This is a genomic window from Streptomyces sp. NPDC090025, assembly GCF_044748125.1.
Taxonomy (GTDB): domain Bacteria; phylum Actinomycetota; class Actinomycetes; order Streptomycetales; family Streptomycetaceae; genus Streptomyces.
Genome location: NZ_JBIVFL010000018.1, coordinates 104,736 through 128,491 on the forward strand (window position 1 = coordinate 104,736; position 23,756 = coordinate 128,491).

18 protein-coding genes and 2 pseudogenes are annotated in these 23,756 nt (G+C 71.3%); 11 read left to right on the forward strand and 9 right to left on the reverse strand.

Annotation, left to right across the window (positions count from 1 at the left end; genetic code table 11):
- Positions 1–43: 43 nt before the first annotated feature.
- From ACIPXM_RS31225 to ACIPXM_RS31255, 7 genes are all read left to right on the forward strand, one after another.
- Complete coding sequence (locus ACIPXM_RS31225; protein WP_401662462.1) at positions 44–373, forward strand: hypothetical protein; 330 nt, start codon at positions 44–46, stop codon at positions 371–373.
- 23 nt (positions 374–396) lie between these two features.
- On the forward strand, positions 397–1,350 hold the full coding sequence (locus ACIPXM_RS31230) for an IS481 family transposase (protein ID WP_401662464.1): 954 nt from the start codon (positions 397–399) through the stop codon (positions 1,348–1,350).
- 62 nt (positions 1,351–1,412) lie between these two features.
- Positions 1,413–1,859, forward strand: a complete 447-nt coding sequence (locus tag ACIPXM_RS31235) for a hypothetical protein (protein WP_401662466.1) — start codon at positions 1,413–1,415, stop codon at positions 1,857–1,859.
- Positions 1,860–2,127: 268 nt separating this feature from the next.
- A complete protein-coding gene (locus tag ACIPXM_RS31240; protein ID WP_401662556.1) occupies positions 2,128–3,036 on the forward strand; it encodes a hypothetical protein in 909 nt (302 codons plus the stop codon).
- Positions 3,033–4,334 carry a DNA cytosine methyltransferase gene (locus tag ACIPXM_RS31245; RefSeq protein WP_401662468.1) on the forward strand — a complete coding sequence of 434 codons (1,302 nt, stop codon included), beginning with the start codon at positions 3,033–3,035 and terminating at the stop codon, positions 4,332–4,334. Before ACIPXM_RS31240 ends, ACIPXM_RS31245 begins: the two co-directional genes overlap by 4 nt.
- Positions 4,334–5,476 (forward strand): DnaB-like helicase N-terminal domain-containing protein, encoded by a 1,143-nt coding sequence (locus ACIPXM_RS31250; RefSeq protein WP_401662470.1) that lies wholly within the window; start codon positions 4,334–4,336, stop codon positions 5,474–5,476. The genes ACIPXM_RS31245 and ACIPXM_RS31250 overlap by 1 nt, the downstream gene beginning before the upstream one ends.
- A gap of 14 nt (positions 5,477–5,490) precedes the next feature.
- Entirely contained in the window at positions 5,491–6,786 is a 1,296-nt protein-coding gene (locus ACIPXM_RS31255) for a DUF317 domain-containing protein (RefSeq protein ID WP_401662472.1), read from the forward strand.
- Positions 6,787–6,801: 15 nt separating this feature from the next.
- On the opposite strand, the gene ACIPXM_RS31260 is transcribed toward ACIPXM_RS31255, so the two are convergent.
- Both ACIPXM_RS31260 and ACIPXM_RS31265 read right to left on the reverse strand, forming a co-directional pair.
- A complete protein-coding gene (locus ACIPXM_RS31260) occupies positions 6,802–7,650 on the reverse strand; it encodes a transporter (protein WP_401662474.1) in 849 nt (282 codons plus the stop codon).
- A gap of 181 nt (positions 7,651–7,831) precedes the next feature.
- A pseudogene (locus ACIPXM_RS31265) lies at positions 7,832–8,325 on the reverse strand (cation transporter); the annotation flags it as partial.
- Between the two features lie 278 nt (positions 8,326–8,603).
- On the opposite strand from ACIPXM_RS31265, the pseudogene ACIPXM_RS31270 reads away from it, so the two are divergent.
- Positions 8,604–8,895 (forward strand): annotated as a pseudogene (locus tag ACIPXM_RS31270) (ABC transporter permease); the annotation flags it as partial.
- Here the strand turns inward: ACIPXM_RS31270 and ACIPXM_RS31275 are convergent.
- From ACIPXM_RS31275 to ACIPXM_RS31290, 4 genes are all read right to left on the reverse strand, one after another.
- Positions 8,876–10,042 (reverse strand): methyltransferase, encoded by a 1,167-nt coding sequence (locus ACIPXM_RS31275; protein WP_401662476.1) that lies wholly within the window; start codon positions 10,040–10,042, stop codon positions 8,876–8,878. The pseudogene ACIPXM_RS31270 and the gene ACIPXM_RS31275 overlap by 20 nt on opposite strands.
- Positions 10,043–10,687: 645 nt before the next feature.
- The gene (locus ACIPXM_RS31280) at positions 10,688–12,577 is read right to left on the reverse strand and encodes an NAD-binding protein (protein WP_401662478.1); all 1,890 of its coding nucleotides are present in this window, start codon (positions 12,575–12,577) and stop codon (positions 10,688–10,690) included.
- A 143-nt stretch (positions 12,578–12,720) separates the two neighbouring features.
- Positions 12,721–13,746 carry a hypothetical protein gene (locus tag ACIPXM_RS31285; protein WP_401662480.1) on the reverse strand — a complete coding sequence of 342 codons (1,026 nt, stop codon included), beginning with the start codon at positions 13,744–13,746 and terminating at the stop codon, positions 12,721–12,723.
- Between the two features lie 633 nt (positions 13,747–14,379).
- Positions 14,380–14,769 carry a hypothetical protein gene (locus tag ACIPXM_RS31290; RefSeq protein ID WP_401662482.1) on the reverse strand — a complete coding sequence of 130 codons (390 nt, stop codon included), beginning with the start codon at positions 14,767–14,769 and terminating at the stop codon, positions 14,380–14,382.
- Positions 14,770–15,028: 259 nt separating this feature from the next.
- On the opposite strand from ACIPXM_RS31290, the gene ACIPXM_RS31295 reads away from it, so the two are divergent.
- A complete protein-coding gene (locus tag ACIPXM_RS31295) occupies positions 15,029–15,802 on the forward strand; it encodes an alpha/beta fold hydrolase (RefSeq protein WP_401662484.1) in 774 nt (257 codons plus the stop codon).
- Between the two features lie 105 nt (positions 15,803–15,907).
- The gene (locus ACIPXM_RS31300) at positions 15,908–16,291 is read left to right on the forward strand and encodes a hypothetical protein (RefSeq protein WP_401662486.1); all 384 of its coding nucleotides are present in this window, start codon (positions 15,908–15,910) and stop codon (positions 16,289–16,291) included.
- 53 nt (positions 16,292–16,344) lie between these two features.
- Here the strand turns inward: ACIPXM_RS31300 and ACIPXM_RS31305 are convergent, their stop codons facing one another.
- Positions 16,345–18,879, reverse strand: a complete 2,535-nt coding sequence (locus ACIPXM_RS31305; RefSeq protein ID WP_401662488.1) for a DUF4118 domain-containing protein — start codon at positions 18,877–18,879, stop codon at positions 16,345–16,347.
- 188 nt (positions 18,880–19,067) lie between these two features.
- Between ACIPXM_RS31305 and ACIPXM_RS31310 the strand changes: the two genes are divergently transcribed.
- Positions 19,068–19,916: a slipin family protein gene (locus ACIPXM_RS31310; RefSeq protein WP_401662490.1), complete on the forward strand. Its 849-nt coding sequence runs from the start codon at positions 19,068–19,070 to the stop codon at positions 19,914–19,916.
- A 148-nt stretch (positions 19,917–20,064) separates the two neighbouring features.
- Here ACIPXM_RS31310 and ACIPXM_RS31315 read toward each other — a convergent pair whose 3' ends face one another.
- Both ACIPXM_RS31315 and ACIPXM_RS31320 read right to left on the reverse strand, forming a co-directional pair.
- Complete coding sequence (locus tag ACIPXM_RS31315) at positions 20,065–21,087, reverse strand: hypothetical protein (RefSeq protein WP_401662492.1); 1,023 nt, start codon at positions 21,085–21,087, stop codon at positions 20,065–20,067.
- Between the two features lie 87 nt (positions 21,088–21,174).
- Positions 21,175–23,718, reverse strand: coding sequence for an ATP-binding protein (locus ACIPXM_RS31320; RefSeq protein ID WP_401662494.1), 2,544 nt, complete (start codon positions 23,716–23,718; stop codon positions 21,175–21,177).
- Between the last annotated feature and the right edge of the window lie 38 nt (positions 23,719–23,756).

The window sequence follows — 23,756 nt, forward strand, 5'->3', positions numbered from 1 at the left end:
CGAACAGCAGCCCATCGCACCCCACTTCAGAGTCTGCTTGCAGATGCTGACGCTCGCGGCCCGGTACGCACGGTACTTCGACGTGCTCGACGACCGCACCCTCAGCGCGCCGACGGCGAGCGAACGGATCGGCCGGCAGCTCGTGACCGTCAAGTCGCTCTTCCAAGATGCGGCGGCCGTAGGCACGGCACACCAGGAACTGCCGATGTCTCTCATTGATCGCAACGACCCCGTGGTCGGCTCCAGGATGGCCCAGCTGGAGGTCGTAACGACCGCGGCGGCCGAAGCGCTAGCTGTATTGATCACGAGCGTTGTTGACACTGGTCTGGTCTTGAACATGGCGAAGACCTCCGGTGTGGTGGGAGCTGTCTAGGAACTCACCTCACGGAGGTCTTCGTGGCCCACCGTAATGCCCGGCTGACCGTCTTTGGTAGGCGGCTGCTGGTCGAACGTGTCTGCTCGGGCCGTCCGGTCGCGCATGTGGCCGCCGAGATGGGCATCTCCCGGGCCACGGCTCACAAGTGGATCCGCAGGTGGCGGACGGAGGGCGAGGAGGGGCTGCGCGACCGGTCGAGTCGGCCCCACACGACGCCGCACCGGACCCCGGCGGCCGTGGAAGACGATGTCTGCGGCCTGCGGCAGGCCCGCAAGCTCGGCCCTGCCCGGATCGGCCCGATCGTGGGCCTGCCCGCCTCGACCGTGCACCGGATACTGACCCGCCACCGGCTCAACCGCCTGGCCTGGCTCGACCGCCCGACCGGGACCGTGATCCGCCGCTACGAACGCGACCGCCCAGGCGAACTCATTCACGTGGATGTGAAGAAACTCGGCCGGATTCCCGACGGCGGCGGCCACAGAACCAACGGCCGCCAGGCCGGCCGCCCGGTCCGCGGCATGGGCTTCGACTACGTCCACTCCGCCGTCGACGACCACTCCCGCCTCGCCTACAGCGAGATCCACCCGGATGAGAAGGTCGCCACCTGCGCCGGCTTCCTGGCCCGCGCGGCGGTGTTCTTCCACGCCTGCGGCATCGACCGGATCGAACGGGTCCTGACCGACAACGCCTGGGCCTACCGCAAGGGCCTGGCCTGGAAGAACGTCCTTGCCGACCTCGGCGCCACGGGCAAGCTCACCAGGCCCTACCGGCCGCAGACAAACGGCAAAGTCGAACGCTTCAACCGCACCCTCCTCGAGGAATGGGCCTACCTGCGGCCCTACACCTCAAACCAGGAGCGAACAGCCGCACTGGCAGACTTCCTCCACACCTACAACCACCACCGCAGCCACACCGCACTCAACGGACACCCACCCATCAGCCGTGTCAACAACCCTGCGGGCCAATACAGCTAGCCCGTGCGGTCGACGGTTTCGATGCCACCTCGGCCAGCTCTCTTGAGACGAGGCTGACCAGCGTGCAGGCTGCCCGGGACCTGCTCGCCACCGCCGCCACCGACCTCATCGGCTGCGCCGAGCGCGTCGCCGCCGAGATGCACCGCTACCGCAACTCCTACTCGATACCGGAGGTCGGTGCCAACGTCAGCCTCACAACGGAGCGGCTCGAAGTCCTCAGGCTCGTCACCGCGGGCGCGGTCTTGGTCGACGAGGACGGCCACACGTGGGTGGGTATGAACAAGGACGCCGTGCGTGCGAGCGTGCTCCGCTACCTCGACCAGCAGGGCCTGATCACGGCGGAGCCGTCCGCCTCCTGGGCCGACGAAATACGCGTCGCGTCCACCTCGATGGGCCGACTCGTTCTGGCGGCCACCCTGAGCCGGCCGGAACTCCGTCAGGACGACCACCAGCCGGCCGCCACGGCAGCACCCGCCGTGCTCTCCGCTCCGGCACGGAGAGCACGGTGAGGACCTTCGCAGAGCAGTTCCTCGCCTCCGGGACCAACCGCATCTCCGCCCCAGCCCTCCCTGCCACCTGCGTACGGGCAACCCTCCCAGTCAGCCGCCCGGCCCAGGGGGGTCTCCCGCGTCACGTGCCTCTGGTACCGAGGGCGACGCCCCCATGCGGCGGCCTCCCGCAGCCTCGTCTGACTGCTTCCGCCGCCCCGGCCTCTCCGCTCGCCTGCACCCAGAAACGCCTCCACCCCCCGTCCAAGGAATTCTCATCTCCACGCACATCGCCCCTCAGTTCCGCGCACTCTCCCTCGGTGCTGGAGTTCAGTCCAGCGCTCTTCTCGCCCTCTCTGCGGAAGGAATTCTCCCGAAAGTCGACTACGCGATATTCGCCGACACAGGATGGGAGCCCAAATCCGTCTACGACCATCTCGACCGACTTGAACGTGAAATTGCGATACCGGCGGGCATGCCCGTCCTCCGGGTTTCCTCAGGAAACATCCGCGATGATGCCCTGAGCCCTGATCACCGCTTTGCGTCCATGCCGCTCTACATCCTCAACAAGGACGGCCGAACTGGGATGACGCGACGCCAGTGCACCGGTGAATATAAGGTGAAACCGATCAAGAAGCAGGTTCGGAACCTCCTCGGGTTTCCTTATCCAACCCGGGTCCCGAAAGGCGTTTTCGTCGAGCAGTGGATCGGCATATCCACCGACGAATTCCATCGCGCCAAGGATGCCGACGTCCAGTACATGCGGAACGTTCATCCCTTGATCGAGATGAACTGGTCACGCTCCGATTGTGTCGACTATCTAACATCCCTCGGTCTTGCCGACACCCCGAAGTCCAGTTGCCTTGGATGTCCTTTCCACGGGAATGCCAAGTGGCGGCACATACGTGACACCTCCCCTGCCGAATGGGAGGACGTCGTGGAATTCGATGCGGCCCTCCGCAAGGGGAACGCTCGCGCCAACGCCACGGGGAACGCACTGCTCGGCGAAGCCTTCCTCCACCGCTCGCGCGTCCCCCTCGACCAGGCCCCCATCGACCACGTCACCGCCGCCGAGCGCGCCGCGCTCGGCGAGGACGCCGCAGCCGAGCTGGAGGACGGCGTCGTCAACGGCTGCTCTCCCTGGGCCTGCCGGAGCGAAGTCGAGGCGGTGCAGCACACGTTCGGACTGACGGCGTGATCACGGGCCGCGACCTCGTAGTCGACCTTTTCGCGGGCCCGGGCGGCTGGAGTGTCCCCCTGCACCGCGTCGGCATCCGGGACGTGGGACTGGAGTGGGACGAATGGGCCTGCAAGACGAGAGCGGCGGCCGGGCTGCTGACCATCCGCACGGACGTAGCGATGTATCCGTGCCGGGTCTTCGCCGGCCGCACGCGCGGCTTCATCGCCTCCCCGCCCTGCCAGGCGTGGAGCAGGGCCGGCAAGCGCCTCGGCCTGGTCGACCAGCCGCTCGTCCACCAGGCGGTCGCCGACCTCGCCGCCGGCCTCGACACCCGCAGGAAGCTCCTGACCGCCTGCCGCGACGAGCGTTCCCTGCTCGCGGCCGAGCCGATGCGCTACCTCCATGCCCTGAACACCGTGGGTGAACCGGACTGGGTGGCGATGGAGGAAGTCCCCGACGTCCTGCCGTTGTGGGGCCAGTACGCGGCGATCCTGCGCGGCTGGGGGTTCTCCGTGTGGACGGGCATCCTCAACGCGGCCGACTACGGCGTCCCGCAGACCCGCCGCCGGGCGATCCTGCTCGCCTCCCGCGTACGAACGGCCGTGCCTCCGGCGCCGACGCACGCCCGCGTTGCCGAGCCCGAGTCGCTGTTCGGGCCGGGCCGCGCGAGGTGGGTGTCGATGGCCGAGGCGCTCGGCTGGGGCGCGACCGACCGGCCCGTGCCGACGGTCTGCGCCGGCGGCGGCCCCGGCGGCGGGCCCGGCGGCGGGCCCGAGCCTTTCCCGTCCGGCGCCCGTAAGACTTTGGCCGACGCCCGCGGGCGCGGAACCTGGGCGGCTGCGCCGGTAGTCGAGGGCCTCGTCCTCAAGCCCCAGACCCGCGGGGCGGGCTGGAGCGCCCGGCACGGCACGCGCGGTGACAACCCGGCCTCCGGGCCCGCCCCGACGTTCACCAGCAAGGCGACCCAATGGACATGGGCCCTGCGCAGCAATAACCAGACCAACGCCACCGTTCGGTCGCTCACCGAGCCCGCGGGCACGCTGTTCTTCGGGCACCGCGCGAACGAGTGCACCTGGGTCACCCGGCCGACCGCCGTCGCGCAGGACCAGGAGAGTCCGCCGCCGGATCCGATCCGGATCACCGCCGCCGAGGCCGGCATTCTGCAGACCTTCCCCGCCGACTACCCGTGGGCCGGGAACAAGGGTCAGCAGTTCTCCCAGATCGGCAACGCCGTCCCCCCGCGTCTCGCCGCGCACCTCCTCGCCCCGCACCTCGACCGCACCCTCTGCGCTGACGACTTCACCCTGGCTGCCTGATGCCCCACGCTTCCGACCTCTCCGACGAGGAACCGCCGTACGAGCCGGACGAACGCGAGCCGGTGTACTACGCCGAGCAGGCGCTCCTCGGCGCCCTGCTCCTGCGGCCCGAACGCCTCTCCCAGGCGGACGGGTTGGAGGGCGACGCCTTCTCCCAGCCGGCGCACGGAGCGCTCTTCGCCGCCATGCGGACCGTGCGGGCGCCGGGGCTCCCAAGTCCGCCGGACGGCCTGGACTGGCTGCGGGCCGTCCTGGAAGAAGCCCGCCAGGAGGCGCCGGCCCTGACCGCCGCCCACCTCCACCTGCTGATCTCCGCCTGCCCCCGCCCCGAGCACGCCAGCGCGTACGCGGCGATGGTGCGCTCCGGGCACGCACGGCGCTCCATCCGACTCCATGCCGACGCCCTCGCCCAGGCCGCCCAGGACGTCACCGTGCCCGACCGGCCGGTGCACGTCCTCGCCGCGGCCGACGCGCTCGCCCGCCACCTCGACACCCTCTCCCGTAGCGTTCCCACCCACCCCGGCTCACTGCCCCGCACGCCCCTGCCGCCCCCGCTCGTGTCACCGCAGGACGACGAAGCCGAGGACCAGGAACGGATGCTGCTGGCCAGCGCCGTGTCCACTCCGACGCCCGTAGGCCAAATGCGCTGGCTCGCACCGGAGGACTTCACCGAGCCGCTGCACGCGGGGCTGTGGCAGTGCGTGTCCGCGCTCGCCCACCGCGGCGAGCCGCTCGATCCGGTCACCGTCATGTGGGAGGCGCAGCACCGCGGTCTCCTTGCGACCGGCGTCACCGCGGCCGATCTGGCCGCCCTGCTGTCGACCGCCGCTCTTCCCCCGGAGCACTGGGGCATCCAGATCGTCGAACGCGCCCTGCTCGCCCGGGCCCGGCACACCGCCGGCCGGATCACCGCCTACACCGAGGACACGGCGAACACCGTCCACCAGCTGATCACGGGCGGACGCAGGGCCCTGGCCGACCTCACCACGGTCCGCCGCCGCTGGCAGCAGGCCACCCGCCCGCTCGCCGAACCGGACACACCCGCCACCTCACGCGCCGGCCCGCCCAGCCGCGCCCCCGCCGTCTCGCACCCGCCCGCGCCCCCCGCCGCCGTACGGGCCGCCGCCGGCCGAACCCCGTAACCGAAGGACTCCCGATGCCGTACGCACCCGCCGACGCCCACATCCGCTTCACCCTGCACCCGGACCACCATCCCGCCGTCATCGCCACCACGTCCGGGCCGACGAGCGACGCCGCCCGCTCCCACCTGCACGACCTCGGCTTCCGCAGCACCGGCCCGACCACGATGGTCCTGGCCCGCATCGACCGCGAGGAGCCCTACTACACCGCCAAGGCCGCCGAACAACTCCGGCAGTACGGCTTCACCACCGAGATCGACCCCGCCCTCCAGGAGGAGATCGACACCGAGTGGACCTGGGCGAACTACCCCATGCCCTGGTGCACCCGCGACGAGATCCGCGAGGTCGGCGCCGAGGCCCAGCGCATCCACGACGACATCGCCGCAGGCCGGCTGATCATCCACCTGCACGCCGACGACGGCCAGAACACCGTGGCCGTCGGCTCCTACGCCACCGGCGTGCGCCGGCACGTGCACCTCCACGGCGAGAACCACCTGCGGCAGGAGACCGACACCGCGTTCGACACGGAAGCGGAGGCCGTCGCCGAGTTCCACAGTCTCTACACCGTCGCCGTCCGCCCCGGCCCCGCCCCGCTCACCGACCTCGAACAAGCCCTCCGCCAGCTCCTCGCGGGTACGCCTCCGGCCACCACCGAGCAGACCTCCACGCCCTCGGCCGAGCCGCCGGTCGCAGAGCCCGGCGAGCACGAAGCGTTCCTCGCGGCCCTGTTCGACGAGGATCGCCAGTGGGAGAAGTACCGCCCCTTCGACGAGACGACCATCGCCTCCCACGAATCCCTCACCGTGCGGGCCGAGTTCGACCACGAAGCCCGACACCGCACCGACGTCGCCTGGACCATCGCCGAGTACGACGGCCCGGTGGGCGAGCGCCTCTGGCACGCCACCCTCACCGCCGGCACCCTCGTGCCCCTCATCCGCGCGATACTCCAGTACCTCGACGCCCCGCCCCTCACAACCGCCGACGGCCCGGACGACGTCCTCCACAACGCTGCCTGGCACCCGGCGAGCCACCCCGCACGCACCACGTGGTCGGCACCGGACTGGAGCGTCATCTTCGAGTCCATCCCGCACGTCGTGGCGGACCGATGGCTGCTGTACGGCGGGGAAGACCTCGACCGAGCGGCGTGGACCATCCGCCTCTCCGCCGGCGTTCCCCACACTCTCCTGGCCCAGCTCGCCGGTACCGCCGCCGACCTCGTTCCGTCCCCCACACGGCCGACCCCGAGCCCGCTCCCGACGCCCATCCCCCGGCTCCCCGCAGCCGCGCCTGCCCGTGGCGCCCGCAGCCGGTAACCGGGCCGCCGACCGCTACGCCGCGGCGTACGACAGCCGGAAGAGCTCCAGCGCCCGCTCCACGTCCTTCTCCGAACGCAGCTGGACCTCCAGGTCGCCCGTGCCGTGATGGCCCAGCCCCGTCACGTCCCGGGTGAAGCCCGGCACGAGCTCAACCGTGTCCGGCGCGACCTTGAGGTACACCAGCAGCTTGTCCTGCCGCCCGGTGACGCAGGCGAAGTTCCGCAGCCGCTGGTACGCGTCATACTGCTTGCGCTCGACCTTCGTCACGCCCTCGCCCAGCCCCAGCAGCGTCTCGTCGACCACGGCCGACAGCTCCGCCATGGCGTCGGTCCGCCGGCGCGGTGACGCCTCCCGGCCGCCGCGGAGGCGCTGGCGGCGCGTCCCGCCGCCCTGGGGGGCGACCGACGCGACCGTCTCCAGCGCGATGTGGTGCTTGCCCAGCATGGTGTAGCGCACGAGGTCGATGGATCGACGGTGCTCGCGTACCGCATGGAGGTCGTAGCGCGTGAAGCCGCCGGCGACGCAGATCAACCGCGGTGTGCTCCACAGAACTCCGGCGGCTGCCGCCGCCCCGAGCCGCTCGCAGACCAAGGCCTCGAACTCCTCCCGGTGGTCCATCAGCCAGGCCACGTAGAACAGGCCCTGCGACAGAACACCCGGGTCGGTCGCCCGCTTGTACTCGACGATCACCGGCGAACCGTTCTCGTCCACCCCGAGCGAATCGATGCGCCCGCCATGGACAGGACCGGTGCTGTACTCACTGGCCAGGAAGCGAACCCCGAGCATGGGCTCCATCGCACTCTCAACGAGCGCCTGCACATCGGCCTCAGCCTCAGCCAGCCACGGCGTGACCTCGGCCACGCCGTTCTTCGTGTCGAACAGTTTCAGGTCCAGCCCCCTCCCACTCAGCGAACGCCGAGCTACAACGCCTCCAGGGATGGAACTATTTCCAAAAGTCTCCGGGCCCGGCGGGGGCGCGCAGTTCGGTCTTGCAGCCGCCTTGCGGGGGGGGTCGGTGGTGAGCGTGCCGCCGAGCAGTTTACGTACACAGCAGGGTCTGCTTGGAGTCCGTGACCACGGAGGCGGACCCGAGTTCGCGGCCCGCGCGGCGCTGGGCGACGGAGAAGAACGGCATCACGGTCAGGGAGAGGGCTGCCAGGACGACACCGACAGTGGGGTGTTCGGCCTCGCTGGTGCCGGTCAGGGACCGTACGGACTCGACGGCGACGTAGGCGGCGACGGCGAAGAAGGAGACGGCGATGATCCGCAGGGTCGTCTTTTCGCGTGCTTCGCGGATGGCGTGGTCGCGGGCGGAGAACTGCCAGGTAACCGCGGCGGCGGAGAAGACCTCGATGACCGAGTACAGGCTGAAGCCGTCAGGGCGGTGGAGGAGGCGATCACGCCTGCAGTAAGGGCGACGATCGCCTCGATGACGTTGTAGGTGATGGTCGCGGCGGCAAGGAGGCGTATGCGGCGGTTGAGCGCGTCGCGCCGGGCCGACAACGGGCCCAGGGTTACGGACATGCCCGCGGTCATCAGCAGCAGCCCTTCATAGCAACGTCCGGGCAGGTTCGGTCGGCCACCACGGCCACGACCACGGTGCACAGGTCGTCCAGGGCGTGACCGAGGCGCGGGTCCACACGCCGACCGCGCCTGGAGCGCCGCGAGCGCAACCGTCGCCGGATGCCCGCCGGGTCACCGGGTGAGGCGCCGGAGGTGATGGAGGGAGCGCAGGTGAGGGAGTTGGCTGCGGTCTTGTCCTTGGCGGTGAGGTCCCCTCCGAACAGCAGAGGACCAAGGTCCACGTCGCAGGGGTCGGCATGGGCCTGGCCAGCCCCAACCACGAGGCGGCCAGCAACATGGCCATGCCGCTGATCCTCCTCCCCCTCATCTCCAGCCGCCTTCATCCCTGCCGACACCATGCCCGGCTGGTTCCAGCCGATCGCCGAGTACCAGCCCTTCACTCCCGCCATCGAAACCCTCCGCGGTCTGCTCCTGGGCACCGAGATCGGCAACAACGGCTGGATCGCGATCGCCTGGTGCGTCGCCCTCATCGCGCTCGGCTACCGCTGGTCGACGGCGCGGTTCAACCGCGACCCGAAGTAGTCGAGACGACCACGCCGGCCATCCTCCCGCCACGCGTCCCAGCCGTGCCGAGGCGCCACAGCGACGTGGTCTCGCCCGAGCGGGCTCGGTGCAAGGGGTCCGACGGGTCCGTCGCGCGTGGGTGGCGGGGCTTCGTGACCGTGCGGGACAGCACGCGCAGGCCTGCGGCCGCGATCGCGTCCGTGAGTTCCGTACGGCCGCGGAGTCCGAGCCGTTCGGCCAGGTCCGAGAGGATGAGCCAGCCCTCGCCGCCCGGCTCCAGGTGGTGCGGGAGACCCGTCAGGAAGCGGCGCAGCGTCCGGCTGTCGGGGTCGTAGACCGCCTGGTCGAGAGGTGTGCGGGGGCGGCCCGGGAGCCAGGGTGGGTTGCAGACGATCAGGTGGGCCCGGCCGGCCGGGAAGAGGTCTGCGTGCCGTACGGCGATCCTGGTCGCCAGTCCGAGACGGGCGACGTTGTCCCGGGCGCAGTGCACCGCGCGTACGTCGTGGTCGGTCGCGACGATATGGCGCAGGCCACGGCGGGCAAGGACGACGGACAGCACGCCGGTGCCGGTGCCGATGTCGAAGGCCGTGGCCCCCGGCGGAAGTTCCGCCTCGGCGACCAGGTCGACGTACTCGCCACGCACGGGTGAGAAGACGCCGTAGTGCGGGTGGATGCGGTCGCCCCCGAGCGCCGGGATCTCCACACCCTTCGTGCGCCACTCGTGTGCGCCGATCACCCCGAGCAGTTCCCGCAGCGAGCCCACGCCGGGCCCCGCGCTCGGTCCGTGCGCGTGGAGGCACGCCTCCTGGACCCGGGGCGCTCGGCGCAGGGGGATCGTCCAGTCGTCGTCGTACGGGATGAGGAGCATGCCCAGCAGTCGTGCGCGGCGCGCCTGTTCGCGGCGGTGGATGCGGAATGCCTCGGTCGGGCTCTGAGCCCGGGGCTGGGACGCTCGTTCGGCGCGGCGGCCGACGGCTGCCAGGAGCCGGCGCGCGGACGGGTAGTCGCCGGTCCAGAGCAGGGCAGTGCCCTCGGCCATCAGGCGGTGCGCCGCGGCGACGCTCATGGTGTCAGCGACGCTGACGATGTGCTGCGGGTGTGGAGTGCCGTTGGCCGAGTACCAGTGGGCCATGCCCTCCAGGCGGCCTTCCAACGTCCACGCCATGACCTGTGCCGTCACCGAACCTCAATTCTCATGAGGGACGATCTTCGATGCCTTCTGAGCGCTCCGAGCGTTCCGGAACGGAACATTCACGCCCTCCTGACGTGTGTCGGCCACTGCCTTACGCGATGCATACGGGACGCTCAGCACCGTGCGCTCCGGCTTGTGGGCGGTCCTGGCTGTGACGCTGTTCCTGATCCTGCTGCCCGCCAGGGTGACCGCCGGCCCCGGGTGGCTCGCCACGCGCGATTTGTTCCGGGCCCGGAAGGTCCGGACAGACCGGCTGATCTCCGTCGTGTGGTCCGACGGGGTCGCGTAGAGGCTGGTGCTCAAGGACAGCGACGGCGGGCTCGTCCCTCTCGATCCCCGTGTCCTGGTCGACAATCCGTGTCTGTGGCATCTGCTGGACGCCGGCGCTCGTGTCTCACAGGAACGCGGAACACTGGAGTACGGGACCGTCGCCCTGCGGCGTCTGTCCAGCAGGGTCGATGGAGAGAGGGCCAAAGCCGTCTTCAGAGCCTCCGGGATGGACGCCTGAGCCCTCCGGGTACCTCACGGGCTTTCCGTACGCCGCCATGTGGCCCCGGGCGTGGCCGGAGACCGTCTGCGCGGTGACGCTTCCTCTCCCCCGACCCCGGCTCGCGAGGCTCAGGGCCTCCGCCCCGGAGGGTGCGGCTGCACCCCGGTCATCAGGAAGTCCAGCCCCCGCCGGGTCGTCGCCAGGACCACCCGGTCCCCCGCCCGCAGGACCCGCCCGTGCGGCGGGCGCCAGTCGAGGCCCTGCCGGTGCAGCCGCAGCCCCGCCAGCGTGTCCATCGAGGACGAGGAGAACCGGGCGCCCGCGGCGCCGACCGCCAGGACGCGCCACTCGTTCTCGCGGAACGCGGCGTGGATCGAGCGGCCCTCCAGCTCCGGGTGGCCGGCCACATCGACCACAGTGAAGAGGAGCGAGCCCCGCTCGACCGGCATCACCCCCAGCACGTGCCGGCCCATCATCGCCGCGGCGAACGACGCGGCGGCCAGCGCGGACACGCTCCGGCTGCGGGTCAGGGCATCGGGGTACGAGGCCCGCATGGTCCGCGAGACGGTGGCCGCGAAGTCGTCGTCGTACAGCCGCATCACCACCCTGACGGCCGGGTTGGCCTCCCTCGCGGCCATGACGATGTCCAGGTTCTCGCCGTCCTCCCTGGTCAGGACGAGCAGGGACTTGCTCTGTCCGACACGGGCCCGGTCGAGGACGCCGGGCGCGGTGGCGTCCTCCAGGAGCAGCGGTATCCCGAGCTCGCGGGCGAGCGCGACCCCACGGGCGTGCGGGTCCCGCTCGACGGCCACGATCTTGTGGTCGGTCGTACCGAGCCGGGCCAGGACCCGCGTACCGATCTTGCCGAGTCCGACCAGCACGATGTGGTCGCTCAGGTCCTCGGACGGCGGGTGGTTCGCGGAGCCGGTACGGAAGGCCTCGGTGGCGTGCATGGTGGCTGCCACGACCAGCGGGAGGACGGCGAGGCCGACGAAGCCCGCGACGAGCTGGAGGATCCGGCGGGCCGGCTCCTCGTCGGTCGCCGGGTCCCCCATGGTAAAGATGTCGAGCAGCGGCAGGTACACGTCCTTCCACAGCGGGCCGTCCAGGACGAACGCGGTCGCGGCGGAGAGCAGGACGACGATCGCGGCCAGTGCCCCGAAGACGGCGATGACCTCCTTGGAGACGAAGACCCTCCACGGCAGGTGGGTCAGATGGCCGAGCAGCAGGTCCCGGTAGCCGCGGGATGCCTTCGGGGCCTCCGGGTCATGGTGATGGGTGACCTCTTCGAGCATGAGCCGGCCGTGCGTGAACTGGCGGTGGTAGGAGGTACGGGTGTCCGGCAACAGCAGGGTGCCGTCCTCTCCGGGCGTCTCCGCGCTGTCCTCGCTCGCCGGGTCGTCCTGGTGCGCCCCGGACAGCACGGCCAGCGTCGCCAGATCGGTCGGCCGGGCGGGCGCCCCCGCCGGACGTACGACTCCCCGGAAGACCTTGCCCTCGACCTGGAGCGTGTGGCCCTGCCCGACCGCGGCGGCCGACACGAGCTCCGGAACGGCGGTGTCGGTGTCGGAGAGGACGGTCGTGGAGGCGTCCAGGGACGCGCCGTCCGCCCACCCCGCGACCTCGGCGGCCCGGTCGAGGAGCCGCTCCAGATGGCGCCCGCGTTCGCGGTTGTACATGCGGATGACCAGGCGTATGGACGGATTGAGGCTGCGCGCGAGGAGCGCGGCCGTCATGTTGACCTGGTCGTCGCCGTAGGTCAGCGCGAGGGCGGCGGCCCGCTCGATTCCGGCCGCACGCAGGGTCTGTTCGTCGGGCCGCGCGGACACCAGCAGCTCGACCGGCGACCGGGGGTCGCGGTGCAGGCCGGCGATCTCCGCCCCGTACGCGTCGCGCCGCGAGGGCAGGACCACGGTCACCGTCTCGCCGCACACCGCGTCGAGCTCGACGGCCAGACGGTGGGCGAGACCGTCGTCCCCGCAGATCACCATGTGCTGGGATCGCTGCCCAAGTGGCATGCGCAGATGGATGGTTGACGTCACGTGCACCAAGATTGCCGATCGCGGCGCGCCGGGTTACCTGTCGTACGTGAGTTCGGCGTCAGGGTTTCGTATGGATGACGCAGCCGATCCCTCGTACGAGGTTCCCGTCGGGCGTCTGGTCAACGGAACTCGGCGAGGCGGGGGCGCAGACCGAGAACGGTGAGGACGCCCGCGGCCAGCAGGGCTCCCACCGCCCAGGGCAACAGGCCGGCGGCCGTGTTCCGTCCGTCCCGTACCGCGCCGTCGAACGCGGCCTGGTTGATTCCGGTCACCTCGTCCAGCGCCTTCATCCAGGCGCCGAAGTGGGCGTTGGACTTGTCCGGTTCCCAGCTGATGCAGAAGGCGATCGCCTCCCGGTCCTCGCCCTGGGCCAGCAGGGACCGGATCGTGCGGTCGTCGCGCTGGTAGACGGCGTAGGCCTCGACCGTCCGCTCGGCCGCGGCACGCTCGCCCGTGAAGGTGATGTTGTCCAGCTCACGGCGGAACTCGCCCGTGAAGACCCGGTCCTCGTGGTCGGCCCGGTATCGCGCCCAGGTCCCGCCGAGTTTCGCGTCGTACGAGGAGAGTGCCGCCCCCTCGACGCCGTACAGCTGCTGCGACTTGGCGAGGAAGCTCTGCTCGTAAGCGGCGCGCCGCGAGGGGTCGAGGAGGTAGCGGCTCTCGTCGGCGTTCGCGTCGTAGGCGAGGGCGCGGGCGCGGGTGAGGGCGACGACCGAGTCGAAGGCGTCCCGTCGTGCGGCCCTGAGCTGTTCGCCGGAGGCGGTGACCAGGTGCAGGCCGAGGACGAGGGCGATGAGGCCGCAGGCCGTCGCGGCCGGCAGGGCTGGATTGAGGACGCGGTGGAAGCGGCGAGCGAGGTACCACTGCAGCAGGACGAGCACGGCGAACAGCACGAGACCGAGCGCCGCGAGGACCGTGGACTGGGTGGCGAGATCGGAGCGTTCGGCGATGTACGTGGCGTCGAAGGCGTGGTCGTTGGCCTCGACCAAGACGCGGGCCTCCGGCAGCAGGCGCTCGGCGAGGAGGTCGGTCGCGGCGCGGTAGTCGGCGAGCGCGTCCGCCTTGCCGCCGGCACGGCCGTCGTTCTCCAGCGTGCGTCCCAGCAGCTTCTGGTACCGGGCGAAGTCCTCGGTGAGCGTCTCCACGGCCTGCTCGTCGCCACGTACGGGACGCGGCAAGCTCGGCGACCAGGAGCAGGGCGGCTCAGGCGGCGGTGAGCAGGAGCACCGTCACGCGCAGGAGACGCAACCGGGCGGGCACGGTGTCTCCGTACCGGCGGCGGAACGATTCTGCCGCGGCGACGGTCCGGCGCCGCAGACGGTGGGGACCGCCCGGCCCCTGCCCCTTGCCAGGACCGGGCGGCCCCCCTCGCGGATCGACCGCCTCTGGCGTGTGCTCCGCGTCCGTCTGGGCCCCCACGCCCGAACTTCGCGTCTGTCCGGTGGTGATGGCCACGCACCCTCCAACCACGCCACGGACGGTGGTCCGTCCCCCGTGCCGATCAGTGTCCGATCGGTTTCGGACACGGACCGGGTTCATTGACGTGACCCTGACGCTCCGGAAGTCCGTTTTCACGCGCTCTTGGCGGCCGGGGCGATCGGCCCGTCAAGAGTGCGCAAGTTCGTTCCGTGGGAACCCCTTCGGGGAGCATCGGTGCCCTAGATTCCCTTTCCGACGCAGGGCGACCTGAACGCCTGCGGCACCCGGTCCGGCCGTCCCCATCGGCCGGCCCTCCGACGGGACGAGCCATGGCGGTGCCTCGTCCCGTCGGGCGCCCGTCAGGGACCTGGGACGGGCAGGGTCAGGTCGTGAGGGAACTCCTCACCGTCACGCAGGAACGTGAGCCGGGCACGCAGGACGCGCACCCCGGCAGCGAGGGCCGGCTGGCCCGTGACGCTCCCGTCGGTGTACGTGCCGTCCTCGCCGGGCCCGTAGGCGCCGCCCCAGTCGACGTATTCATGACCGAGGTCGTCCTTCGCCTCGAAGACCAGCAGGATCGACGGCTCGTCGCCCCCGTACGGCAGGGGCGGGGTGATCGTGTACCGGATGGTGAAGGAGTCCCGCCGGACGGTCAGCCCGCGCACCGCCAACTCATGCCGACCGCCCAGGATCGACAGCCTCGGAAGTCCCCTGGTGTCGCCGGCTCCCCTGTTGCTCGCGCCGCTCATTCGAAGATCCTCTCGCCGGGAGTGCCGGCCGCCGTCTCGCCGGGCCTTCAGTGGCCGCCTGGGAGGAATCTAGGAGCTTGGATGCGCCGATCCGGCTGGCTCCCCCGGAATTGACGCCCCTCTGACGCAGGCACGAACTCAGACATCCCGCCACGTTGTCGGCGCGTGTGATACTCGCCGCGTGACGTCGATCTACCGAAGTACGGTCGGCCGGGACGCCGTTCGGCGCTGGTGCGTCGAACGGCTAGGAGCCTGGCCGGTGCCCCATGAGCGGGAGGTCTTCGAGGCCAACGGCGCCAAGACTCATGTGGTCGTCGCCGGTGGTGGTGGTGGGGAAACGACCGTGGTGGTCGTTCCCGGCACGAACTTCAACGCGGCCACCGTCCTGCCGCTGGCGACAGCACTCTCCCGTCGGTACCGGACCGTGCTCGCCGACGTGCCGGGGCAGCCAGGACTGAGCTCGGGCGAGCGCGGCCTGGCGGAGGGACGACTCGACTGGTACGGAACCTGGCTTTCCGAGGTTGTCGAGGCGTGCGCGTCAGGACCGGGTCCGGTGGTCGTGCTGGGCCACTCCTTCGGCGCGGCGATCGCTCTGTCCAGCGCGTCTCCCCGTGTCGACGGCCAGGTGCTCGTCTCCCCCGGCGGTCTGATCCGGCTGCGTCTGACACCCGGTGTGCTGTGTGCCTCCGTGGCCTGGTTCGCCGCACCCCGGCCCCGGCACAGCGCCCGGCTCCTGCGCACCATGTACGCCGACGGCGGCACGCCCCGGACCGAACTGGTGGACTGGATGACACTCGTCGCCCGGCACGCCCGGTCCAGCGGTGCCCCGGGACTGGCCATCGTGCCCGACCGGCCCGTCCCCCGCCGGGTCGTCACCGGCGAGCACGACGTGTTCCTGCCCCCTCGGCGGCTGGAGGCCGCCGTACACCGGCGGCTCGGCGTCGAGCTCGGCGTCATCGAGGGCGCCGGACACCTCGTGATCGAGGAAGAGCCCGACCTCGTCGCCGATCTCGTGGACCGCGTGGCCCGCTAGGCTCCGTCCAGGCGTACCGCCTCGGGAGCGGGCGCGGCGTCAGGGCGGCGGCAGGATTCCTTCGGATCGGCGCGGGCGACGCCCGCCGACGTTCAGGCTTCCCCCATGGACAACTCCCATCGCGACATGGGCTGCGGGCTGACGCTCCTCCTGATCCTTTTCGGATCGGTCACGCTCTGGAGAGGCGTGACCGACCTGCGCGACGGCACCACCGTTTCCTGCATGGACCGCAGGATGGGCCCTGGCGACACCTGCGTGATGCGCGCGGGCTCCAACCTGGTGCGTTACACCTACGAGGAGAAGGCCGACGACTGGGACAACACGTACCCCGCCGTGGCCACAGCTGTCGGTGCGACGGTCCTGGTCGGCTCGGTGGGCCTCGGAGCATGGCTCACCCGGCAAGGCGACGCGGCGAGGCCGTCTCCCGGGCGCGGACCCGGTGCGGAGGGTACGGCGAGTCCGCCCGACGCGGGTGGCGCGCCTTCGTGACCGCCGCGATTCCGGCGACGGCAGCGAGCGGGGCGTCCCGGCCCACCGAGCGGCTACGACGGAGGGCGCGCCGTGTGGGGAACCGCTGCCGGAAGAGTGAGCGCCCTCGCGAACCGTGGCCCGGACGCCACGGAGTCCAGGGTGCCGCCCATGGCCTCGGCCAGATCGCGGGCCAGCCGCAGGATCACGGTGTCCGTCGGTGGACTCGCATCCGTCATCGACGCCGCGCTGTCCGACCCGGCTCCGGTCCCGGCACCCACTCGTATCACCAGCCGACCGGACCGCACCTCGGCGGTCAGGTGTGCGGGCTCCTCGGGCGGGGTGTGGCGCAGGGCTTCCGCTGTCAGCGCGGCCAGTACGCGGGTGAGCACCGCCGCGTCGGCGATCGCGTCGGGCAGGTGCTCCGGCAGGGTGCAGCGGATCCTGTCGCTGCCGGGGCCGAGGGTGTCCAGGACCGCGGTCAGCACCTCGTCGAGGTCGACCGGGCGGAGGTAGAGGTCGAGGGATTCGGCACGCAGGCGGCTGAGGTCGTCGAGATCCGTGACGAGCTGGGTGGCACGGCGCACCGATGCCCGGGCCGTGTCGAGGAGCCGGCTGTCGTCCCGCTGGACGGACGGCCGTCCGTCGGCTGCGGCGGGAGGGGAAGGGAGGCGTCGCAATGCCTCCTCCGCGACACGCAGCGGGGACCGCAGATCACGGCTCGCGGCGAGAAGCAGCGAGGACCGCGTGTGTTCCGCCTCGGCGCGAAGGCCGGTCTCGGCCGCCACGGCGGCGAGCCGCCCGTGCGCGTACGCCATGACCAGCTGCGCGGCGCACGCGCCCAGCAGGAGCTGGTCGTCACCGCTGAGGGTGCGACCGCGGGCCGCCAGCGTCAGTCCGCCGGCGGCGGAGCTGTCGACGGGCGTTTCGACATCCGCGTCGTACGGACGTTCCGGCGGGTTCTCTCCGGCAGCGGCGACGACCGACCAGCGAGGATCGGCAGGGTGCTCGGTGTCCTCCTGCAGCAGGCTGACCGCGTCCAGGCCGAAGTCCTCGCGAACCTGTTCGAGAAGCACCGGCAGGTCCTGATCACGCATCAGTGAGGTGGCGAGCCTGCTCAGGGCACGCGCCTCGGACCGCGCTCGGACGGCCTCGTACGTGCGGCGCGCGGCCGTTCCCGAGGCCGAACCGACCACCACGGCCGTGACGACGAAGACCAGCAGAGCGGCGATGTCGGACGTGTGCTCCACGTCCAGCGAGTGCAGGGGCAGGGTGAAGTAGTAGTCGGCGAGCAGTCCCGCGGCCAGCGCCGCGAACAGGGCGGGCAGCAGACCACCGACGAGGGCGATCACGACGACGGTCAGGAGGTAGAGCACGAGCACGAGGGCCAGGTCCACGTGCCCCCGCAGAGCGACCAGGAGCATGGTCAGTGCCGGGAGCACCACTGCGGCCAGCAGCATCGCGCCCCAGAAGCGCCGTGGCCCGGTGGCGTGGGTCGGGTGCGGCAGCCGCAGGGGCGAGGAGGAGCCGGCGGCCTCCTCGTGGGTCACGACGAGCACGTCGATCGGGCCCGAGCGCTGGATCGTCCGGCGCCCCACGCTTCCGTACAGGAAGGTGGAGAGCCGTCCGCGCCGGCTGGCGCCCAGCACGATCTGGGTGACGTTCTCGGCCTCCGCGAACTGCAGCATGGTCTCGGGGAGGTCGTCCCCGGTCGTCTGGTGATAGCTGCCGCCCATCGACTCCACCAGGGCACGCTGGGCGGCGAGGGCAGCCGGATCGGCATGGACGAGTCCGTCGCTCGGGACGACGTGCAGCGCCAGGAGCTGGCTGCCGGGCGTTCGGGCGGCGACCCGGGCCGCGCGGCGGATCAGGGTCTCGCCCTCCGGGCCGCCGGTCAGGGCGACCATGATGCGTTCGCGGGTCTCCCAGGGGGCGGTGATGCCGTGCTCGGCACGGTAGCGCTGCAGTCCTTCCTCCACACGGTCGGCGAGCCACAACAAGGCGAGTTCCCGCAGGGCGGTGAGGTTTCCGACGCGGAAGTAGTGGGTGAGGGCGGCCTCGACGCGGTCGGCGGGATAGATCTCCCCGTGCAGCATGCGGCGGCGCAGGAGCTCCGGTGGAAGGTCGACCAGCTCGATCTGGTCCGCGCGGCGCGCGACCTCGTCGGGCAGCGTCTCGCGCTGCTGGACGCCCGTGATCTGCCGGACCACGTCGCCCAGTGACTCCAGGTGCTGGACGTTGAGGGTGGTGACGACGTCCGTCCCCGCGTCGAGGAGTTCCTCGACGTCCTGCCACCGTTTCGCGTTGCGCGAGCCCGGTACGTTCGTGTGGGCCAGTTCGTCGACCAGGGCGACCTGCGGGTGCCGGGCGAGCACCGCGTCCCGATCCATCTCGGTGAAGGCCGCCCCGCGGTGGGTCATGGTGCGTCGAAGGATCGTCTCCAGCCCTTCGGCCATCGCGGCGGTCGGCCGTCGCCCGTGCGGCTCCACGAAACCGGCGACGACATCCGCGCCGCTCGCACGCAGCCGCTGTCCCTCCTCAAGCATGGCGTACGTCTTCCCCACCCCCGGGGCGGCCCCGAGGTAGATCCGCAATCGTCCTCGCGCCATCGGGGGCTCCTACCGATACTCCACACCCACACGTTCTCCCTCCATCATGCGCGCCCGGCCCCCGTCGCACTTCGGCACCGGTACAGGCACCACAAGCTTGACGTGTTCCTGACGCCAGAGGCGCATCCGCAGGGCCCGCTCGGCCGTCCTGACCAGTGTCGAACCGGTTTCACGAAGGAGGCGTTCCCATGGAGAGCGCGGTTGTCGGAGTGGTCGTCGTGGCTGTCTTCCTGCTGCTGTTGTTGCGCAGCGGGATGCGGGTGATCAATGAGGTCGAGCGGGGCGTCGTGTTCCGCTTCGGCAAGGCGCTGCCCGGTCATCGACAGCCGGGCATCACCTTCCTGGTACCGGTCGCGGACCGCATGCGGAAGGTGAACGTCCAGGTCGCGACGCTGCCGATCCCGACGCAGGAGGGCATCACCCGGGACAACGTGTCGGTCAAGGTCGACGCGGTCGTCTACTACCGGGTCACCGACCCCGCCCGTGCCACGATCGAGGTGCAGGACTACGCCTTCGCCGTCGGCCAGGTCGCGCAGTCGTCGCTGCGCTCGATCATCGGCAAGAGCGACCTGGACGACCTGCTGTCCGACCGGGAGCGGCTGCACGAAGGGCTCGCCTTGATGATCGACAGCCCGGCGGCCGGCTGGGGCGTCCACATCGACCGGGTCGAGATCAAGGACGTACAGCTGCCGGAGTCGCTGAAGCGGTCGATGTCCCGGCAGGCCGAGGCCGAGCGCGAGCGGCGGGCGCGGGTGATCACGGCGGACGGCGAGTTCCAGGCGGCACAGCAGCTCGCCAACGCGTCGCGGATCATGGCCGACACGCCGGAGGCGATGCAGCTGCGGCTGCTGCAGACCGTCGTCGAGGTGGCGGCGGAGAAGAACTCCACGCTCGTGATGCCTTTCCCGGTGGAACTGCTCCGCTACTTCGACCGGGCGGCCCGCAACCTCGACGCCGCTCCGACGCCGATGCCGGAGACGCCGGAAACTCAGACGGGCACCGCGACCGATCGGTCCGCCCCGTCGGATGCCTCCTGATCGACGGGCTGACGGGCCGACGGACCTACCGGCCTACGGTCCGGCGGTGGCCGGTTCCGACAGAGCCGGGTCCGCCCTTGCGCAGCAGATGCCGCCCGGGGTGGAAACGCCCGGGCCCGACGCCTGAACGTCCGTTCCTCGTGCCGGCTCACGCGGGGCAGCCGTGGCGGGCCGTCGACGTGGCCGCGAAGCGGCCCAGCAGCTCCTGGACGTCGGCGGGCCGGAGGTCCCCCGGACCGCCCTGGCCGCCGGACGGGCCGACCAGCTTGACGTACGCGGTACCGAGGGCTCCCTTGCAGGTGAGGGCGCGCGTGCTGGCGCCCTTGACGCTGCCGGGGTAGCGGCCGTCGAGATACATCTCCTGCTCGGCGGAGGCGCCGTAGTAGGCGGTCAGCTCGGCGAGCGTCTTCGCCCCGCGCTTCAGCGCGCAGGCCTCGGTCAACGCGCGGCCGGCCGGCTTCTCGGCGACCGCCGTGACACCCAGTCGGCCCGCCGTCGCGGCGGAGACCACGTCGCGGCAGGTTCCGGTCGCGCGGGCGGGCGGGACATCGCGCCATTCGCTCAGGTCCACCCCGGACGGACGTGTGCCGAGCGCTCCCTCGCAGTGGAAGCGATCGGCGGCCTTCCGGGCCGTCTCCGTGGCGAGCCGGGCGACTTGGCCGACCTGCTCCTTCGTCAGGTCCTCGGCCTTCGCCGTGGTCTCGGTCAGAACGAGGAGGCCCTTACCTGGCAGCGCGGCGCAGTCGACGAGCACCGCCGCCCCGGGCCGGCTCCGGCCGACGAACGAACCGTTCCACCCGTATCCGATGGGCGTCGCCGAGGCCTCCTCCGCCGCACCGCTGGCCCGGTGTGCGGCGACCGGGCGGATCTGCAGCCTCAGGGTGGTCCCCGAGTCCTGGCCGCGCGCCGTGACCGAGCACCATTCCGTGTCGTGTCCGACCCATTCACCGGTGTGCCCGCGCGCTTCGAGGTCGGCACCGCCGAAGAACGTCCGGGCCTCCTCGACCGCCAGCGACCCCCGGCAGCTGTCCCCCAGGTCGTCGCCGGACGCCTCGCCGCCGCCGAGTCCGAACCAGGCCGCGCCGGCGGCCGCCGCCACCGCCAGAGCGGCGGCGAGCGCCTTGACCCCGGTCGTGGGCGCCTTCGTTCGCGAGCGCTCTGCCTCGCTCACCAGCACTCCCCCCTTTCTCGTCCGCGTCCTCGGTGCCCTGCCGGCACCACTGGATGACTGATCATCCGGCCGTACGGTTCCGAGCGGTCACGTCGTCCCGGTCGTCGCGTCGGGGTGGAAGGGCGGGGCACCGTCCTCCCTGCGGAGGCTGATGGTCATGGTCAGGCCGCCGCCCGGGGTGTCCTCGGCCGTGACCGTGCCACCCATGGCTTCGACGAAGCCGCGGGCGACGGCGAGGCCGAGGCCGACTCCCGCGCCGCGCGGGGCGTCGCCGTACCGCTGGAAGGCTCCGAAGATGCGGTCCTTGGCCTCGTCGGGGACGCCCGGTCCACGGTCCACGACGCGGAGTTCGACGCGGTCGGCGATCGCGCTGGCGGCCACGAGGACCGGGGTTCCGTCAGGGCTGTACTTCACCGCGTTCTCGACGACGTTGGCGACGGCCCGTTCGAGCAGGCCGCGGTCGACGACGACCATGGGCAGGGTCTCGGGGATGTCGAGCTCGACGCTGTCCTCGGGCACGCCCACGAGCGCCATCGGAACGACCTCGTCGAGGTCGGTCTGCCGCAGGACGGCGGTGACGGTGCCGGTCTCCAGCCGGGAGACATCCAGGAGGTTGCCAACCAGGTGGTCGAGCCGGTCGGCGCCCTCCTCCACGTTCGCAAGCAGGTCGGCCCGGTCCTCCTCCGACCACTCGACGTCCTCCGCCCGCAGTGAGGAGACCGAGGCCTTGATGCCGGCGAGCGGGGTGCGCAGGTCGTGGCTGACGGCGGCCAGCAGCGAGGTGCGGATCTTGTTGCCCTCGGCAAGCCGGCGGGCCTGCTCCGCCTCGTCGACGAGACGCTGCCGGTCGAGCACGACCGCCGCCTGGGCGGCGAACGCGCCGAGCACACGCCGGTCCTCGCCCGGCAGGACGCGGCCCGTGAGCGCGAGGGCCAGGTGGTCGCCGACCGGCATGTCGACGTCCGCGTCCTCGGGCCGGCCGACCGGGCGGCCGGGGCCGACGACGGCGACGCACGTCCACGGCTCGCTGTCGTCGGGGCGCTCCAGGAGCGCGACGGACTCCATGGCGAAGGTCTCCCTGAGCCGTTCGAGCAGCGCGCCGAGTCCGGTCTCGCCGCGCAGCACGCTGCCGGCGAGGAAGGAGAGCGTCTCCGCCTCCGCACGCAGGCGGGCGGCCTGGTGGGTGCGGCGGGCGGCGAGATCGACCACGGAGGCGACGGAGATCGCCACGCCCACGAAGATCACCAGGGCGACCACGTTCTTCGGGTCGGCGATGGTGAGTTCGTGGAGGGGAGGGGTGAAGTAGTAGTTGAGCAGCAGCGATCCGACAGCTGCGGAGGCGAGGGCGGGCCTGAGGCCGCCGAGAAGTGCCGCGGCGACCGTGAGGGTGAGAAAGAGCAGGACGTCGTTGGCGAGGCCTACGTCCGGGAGGGCGCTGCTGAGCAGCAGGGTGAGAAGCACCGGCCCTGCGAGGCCGACCACCCAACCCCAGATGGTGCGGGACCGCCCGAGCTTCGCGCGACGCGCCACAGGCAGCCCCCGGCCCTTCGCCGCCTCGTCGTGGGTGACGATGTGGACGTCGAGGTCGGGCCCCGACTCACGGGCGACCGTGGCACTGACGCCGGGGCTGAAGGCGTACTGCCAGGAGCGGCGGCGGCTGACTCCCAGGACGATCTGGGTGGCGTTGACCCCACGCGCGAACTCCAGGAGTCCGGTGGAGATGTCGTCGCCGATGACGTGGTGGAACGTGCCGCCCAGGTCCTCGACGAGGGTCCGCTGGACGGCCAGTTCCTTCGGCGAGGCAGAGGTGAGTCCGTCGCTGCGCGCGATGTAGACGGCGAGGACTTCGCCGCCGGCGCCCTTCTCGGCCAGTCGGGCGGCGCGGCGGATGAGGGTGCGGCCCTCGGGTCCTCCGGTGAGACCGACGACGATCCGCTCACGGGAGCCCCAGATCTTCGAGACACGGTGTTCGGTGCGGTACTCCTGGAGGTACTCGTCGACCCGGTCGGCGGTCCACAGCAGCGCCAGTTCGCGCAGGGCGGTGAGGTTGCCGGGGCGGAAGTAGTTGGACAGAGCCGCGTCGACCTTGTCCGGCTTGTAGACGTTGCCGTGCGCCATCCGCCGCCGCAGCGCCTGGGGCGACATGTCGACCAGTTCTATCTGGTCGGCGCGACGTACCACCTCGTCGGGGACGGTCTCCCGCTGCCGCACCCCCGTGATCGACTCGACGACGTCGCCGAGGGACTCCAGGTGCTGGATGTTGACCGTGGAGATCACGTCGATGCCTGCGGCAAGCAGCTCCTCGACGTCCTGCCAGCGCTTGGCGTTGCGGGAGCCGGGGATGTTGGTGTGGGCCAGCTCGTCCACGAGCGCGACGGCGGGCTTCCTGGCCAGCACCGCGTCCACGTCCATCTCGGTGAACACCGTGTCCCGGTAGGCGATCTCCGTACGCGGCATCGTCTCCAGGCCGTGCAGCATCACCTCCGTGCGCGGCCTGTGGTGGTGCTCGACGAAGGCGACGACGCAGTCGGTGCCGCGCTCGACCCGCCGGTGGGCCTCCGAGAGCATCGAGTACGTCTTGCCGACGCCCGGTGCCGCGCCGAGGTAGATACGGAGCTTTCCGCGTCCCATGGTTTCGTTTCTCGTCGATGTCGGACAGAGCGTGTGGC

Coding starts and splice junctions, on each gene's coding strand:
- ACIPXM_RS31225 (WP_401662462.1), top strand. CDS start 44: ATGCTGACGCTCGCGGCCCGGTACGCACGGTACTTCGACGTGCTCGAC.
- ACIPXM_RS31250 (WP_401662470.1), top strand. CDS start 4,334: ATGCCCCACGCTTCCGACCTCTCCGACGAGGAACCGCCGTACGAGCCG.
- ACIPXM_RS31255 (WP_401662472.1), top strand. CDS start 5,491: ATGCCGTACGCACCCGCCGACGCCCACATCCGCTTCACCCTGCACCCG.
- ACIPXM_RS31275 (WP_401662476.1), bottom strand. CDS start 10,042: ATGGCGTGGACGTTGGAAGGCCGCCTGGAGGGCATGGCCCACTGGTAC.
- ACIPXM_RS31280 (WP_401662478.1), bottom strand. CDS start 12,577: ATGCCACTTGGGCAGCGATCCCAGCACATGGTGATCTGCGGGGACGAC.
- ACIPXM_RS31290 (WP_401662482.1), bottom strand. CDS start 14,769: ATGAGCGGCGCGAGCAACAGGGGAGCCGGCGACACCAGGGGACTTCCG.
- ACIPXM_RS31300 (WP_401662486.1), top strand. CDS start 15,908: ATGGACAACTCCCATCGCGACATGGGCTGCGGGCTGACGCTCCTCCTG.
- ACIPXM_RS31305 (WP_401662488.1), bottom strand. CDS start 18,879: ATGGCGCGAGGACGATTGCGGATCTACCTCGGGGCCGCCCCGGGGGTG.
- ACIPXM_RS31310 (WP_401662490.1), top strand. CDS start 19,068: ATGGAGAGCGCGGTTGTCGGAGTGGTCGTCGTGGCTGTCTTCCTGCTG.
- ACIPXM_RS31320 (WP_401662494.1), bottom strand. CDS start 23,718: ATGGGACGCGGAAAGCTCCGTATCTACCTCGGCGCGGCACCGGGCGTC.